At 45.0% G+C, this 1791-nt stretch carries 1 protein-coding gene; it reads left to right on the top strand.

Features of this window, described 5'->3' with window-relative positions; translation table 11 throughout:
• Positions 1–483 precede the first annotated feature (483 nt).
• On the top strand, positions 484–1791 hold a 1308-nt coding region (dnaK, locus tag JX312_RS13105; RefSeq protein WP_204458365.1), incomplete at its 3' end, for a molecular chaperone DnaK.

Raw genomic sequence — 1791 nt, 5'->3', positions numbered from 1 at the left:
GAATATAAAACTCTTTCAAGGATTCTTGATTCGAAAGATAAACTACTTGTTTATGGCCGTTTTATGAACAAGGAAATTTTATCAGGTCAGACAAATAATGATATTATAATTCATTGGAAACAAGAATTATAATCAATGTCAGTACTTCTGCAGCAGCACAGCTGTCATTCACAGACATTAAAACGCAATCCTACCTTACATAATGTTCAAATACCAGCTACACATACCGGAACGCTCAGAAGTTTTTGACAAAAATGGCAAAAAATGATAATATTCGATCATCTTTTTAATTTCATAAATTTCAGTGCTTTATAAAAAATATGTAAAATTTTCAACAGGAAGCAAAATTTTTAGCACATGATTTGTTAATATATTGAGTGAAACAATGAGTCCACAGATACGGTAAACCACAAGACCGGCTTGATGTGACAATTGTTTATACGATAGAAATTGGAATAATAACATTAAAAATCTTATAGAATCATGGGAAAAATTATCGGTATTGACTTAGGAACTACCAACAGCTGTGTTGCAGTGCTTGAAGGTAAAGACCCTGTTGTAATCCCCAATAACGAAGGACGCAACACCACTCCCTCGGTAGTGGCGTTTGTTGACGGAAGCGAAAGGAAAGTCGGTGATCCGGCAAAACGTCAGGCTATCACCAATCCTACCCGCACTATATATTCAATCAAAAGATTCATGGGTGAGAAATGCGATCAGGTCACAGACGAGATCAAGCGCGTTCCTTACAAAGTGGTTTGCCAAAACGACATGCCCAAAGTCGACATAGACGGCAGAGACTACACTCCGCAGGAGATCTCCGCAATGATTCTTCAGAAAATGAAGAAAACCGCAGAGGACTATCTCGGTCAGCAGGTCACAGAGGCTATCATCACTGTGCCGGCTTATTTTGACGATTCCCAGCGTCAGGCTACAAAAGACGCGGGTGAAATCGCGGGGCTGAAAGTTATGCGTATCATCAACGAACCTACTGCCGCAGCCCTTGCCTATGGTCTTGACAAATCAAACAAGGAACAGAAAATCGCAGTGTTCGACCTTGGCGGCGGCACATTCGATATTTCGATTCTGGAGCTTGGCGACGGTGTGTTCGAGGTAAAATCCACAAACGGTGACACTCACCTCGGCGGTGATGATTTCGACCACGTGATCATCGACTGGCTCGCAGATGAATTCAAAAATGACGAAGGCGTGGATCTCCGTCAGGATCCTATGGCAATGCAGCGACTCAAAGAGGCTGCCGAGAAAGCCAAGATCGAGTTGTCAAGCTCTACATCAACGGAGATAAACCTCCCCTACATCACCGCGACTGCAACAGGTCCCAAGCACCTTGTCAAAACCCTTACACGCGCCAAGTTCGAGCAGCTTGCCTCACGGCTTATCGATGCTGTGAAAGCTCCGTGTGTAAAGGCTCTTCAGGATGCAGGTCTTTCAGCTTCCGAGATTGACGAGGTTATTCTTGTAGGTGGCTCGACACGTATTCCGGCAATCCAGACAAAAGTTAAGGAAATCTTCGGCAAAGAACCCAACAAGGGTGTCAACCCTGATGAAGTCGTTGCCATCGGTGCGGCTATTCAGGGCGGTGTGCTCAGCGGAGATGTGAAAGACGTGCTTCTGCTTGACGTTGTTCCACTCTCAATCGGTATCGAGACAATGGGTGGCGTGATGACGAAACTCATTGACGCCAACACCACAATCCCGACACGCAAGAGCGAGGTGTTCTCGACAGCTGCCGACAATCAGCCGGAAGTGACAATCCGCGTTCTTCAGGGT

The sequence above is a fragment of the Barnesiella sp. CU968 genome, assembly GCF_905219685.1.
Taxonomy (GTDB): domain Bacteria; phylum Bacteroidota; class Bacteroidia; order Bacteroidales; family Muribaculaceae; genus Lepagella; species Lepagella muris_A.
This window is presented reverse-complemented; position numbering and strand designations above follow the sequence as displayed.